General features: G+C 64.1%; 1 protein-coding gene. It reads right to left on the bottom strand.

Going from position 1 to position 1,356, the window contains the following annotated elements:
• Positions 1-67 precede the first annotated feature (67 nt).
• Positions 68-1,279, bottom strand: coding sequence for an integrase (locus EWV37_RS15405; RefSeq protein WP_129702507.1), 1,212 nt, complete (start codon positions 1,277-1,279; stop codon positions 68-70).
• Positions 1,280-1,356: the final 77 nt, after the last annotated feature.

Here is a 1,356-nt window from a genome sequence, read left to right as displayed (position 1 = left end):
CGTCTTGCCTCATGTCAAGATGTCCGGATGGTGTTCGTGCTTGCCTCAGGTGAAATGTCCGCGTAGCTCACGCGGCGGGGCGGGTGCCCTGGGTGCGTGCGGCGGCTAATTCGATGAGTTGCTGCTGGATCTGGGTGATCCGTCGGGTGATCTGTGCTGGGTTGAGTGTTTCGTGTTCGCGGGTTAGGCGGTCGGTGGTCTTGGTGTCGAGGACGCCGGCGTCGAGCAGCCGCTGGTAGGGGGTGCGCGGGGCGTCGTAGATCCGCTTCTTCCGCCCGGCTTTCGTGTGGGCCCAGTCCACGGCTTTCACACAGGGCAGGAGGTAGTTCTTGCGGGCCATCACCAGGCCCCAGAGCTCGTTGAGCAGATCCATCTCGTGCTTGGTCTCGTAGCGGTAGCGGAACGCATGTCTGCGGACCCAGTCGCCGTTGCGTTGCTCGACGTGGGCGTTGTCGTTGTGCTTGTAGGGACGGCCCCGGGTGACGGGGATCTCGTGCGTGTCGGCCCAGGCGATCACACCCCAGTTCATGAACTCCGACCCGTTATCGAAGTCCACCCCGGCGACCGGGACGGGGGCGTGGGAGCGCATCCATTCGAGGGCACCGTGGATGTGGACGTAGGCGTTGTTGCGGATCGTGCGCAGCATTGTCCACCCCGCCACCGGGTCGGTGCCCGTCAGAGTGCGCAAGAACTCGCCCTTGAGAGTGTGGCCGCAGTGCGCGACGGTGTCCAGCTCCAGGAACCCCGCAGTGGTGAGTGGGGCATCCATGCTGGTGCGCGTCGGGACCGACGAACGCAGAATATGCGATGGTTTCGTGCCCGACAACGCAATCGGGTACGCGGCGTCCTTGTGCGGCTTCAGGTACCGGTCGATCGTTGCCGCACTCATCGATTGCACCTCGTTCAACACCTCCGGGGTAAGGCGTGGTTCGACTTTGCCCAGTTCCCGAAACCGGACCAGCCGTTCGAGGGTGTCGTCCATGATCGCGGCCAGGTACTTCCCCGAGGGTTGGCCAGACAGCCGCCATACCTCCTGTAACACGACCAGCGCGTCGTAGGAGTACTTCCGTGGCCGCGGCTTGCGTTGCTGCTGGCTCGCAGCGCCCTTGCGCGTGTTCGCGGCGCGGATCGCGCGACGGGCATGATCACGAGTCCAGCCCGTGGCATGCACCAACTCATCCAGCAGTCGGCTTTTCTCGACCTTGCCCGCCTTCGCGTACTCGCGGGCGAACTTCTTCGTGATCTCACGGCGCGACGCCATCGACAACTCCCTGCTCATCACCCCAGGGAACTACGCGGACATTCTTACGTGAGGCACCCGCTCCCGTTCCCGGACCTTTTAGCTGAGTCTCGTCG

The organism is Kocuria carniphila, assembly GCF_004136555.1.
GTDB lineage: Bacteria > Actinomycetota > Actinomycetes > Actinomycetales > Micrococcaceae > Kocuria > Kocuria carniphila.
This window is presented reverse-complemented; position numbering and strand designations above follow the sequence as displayed.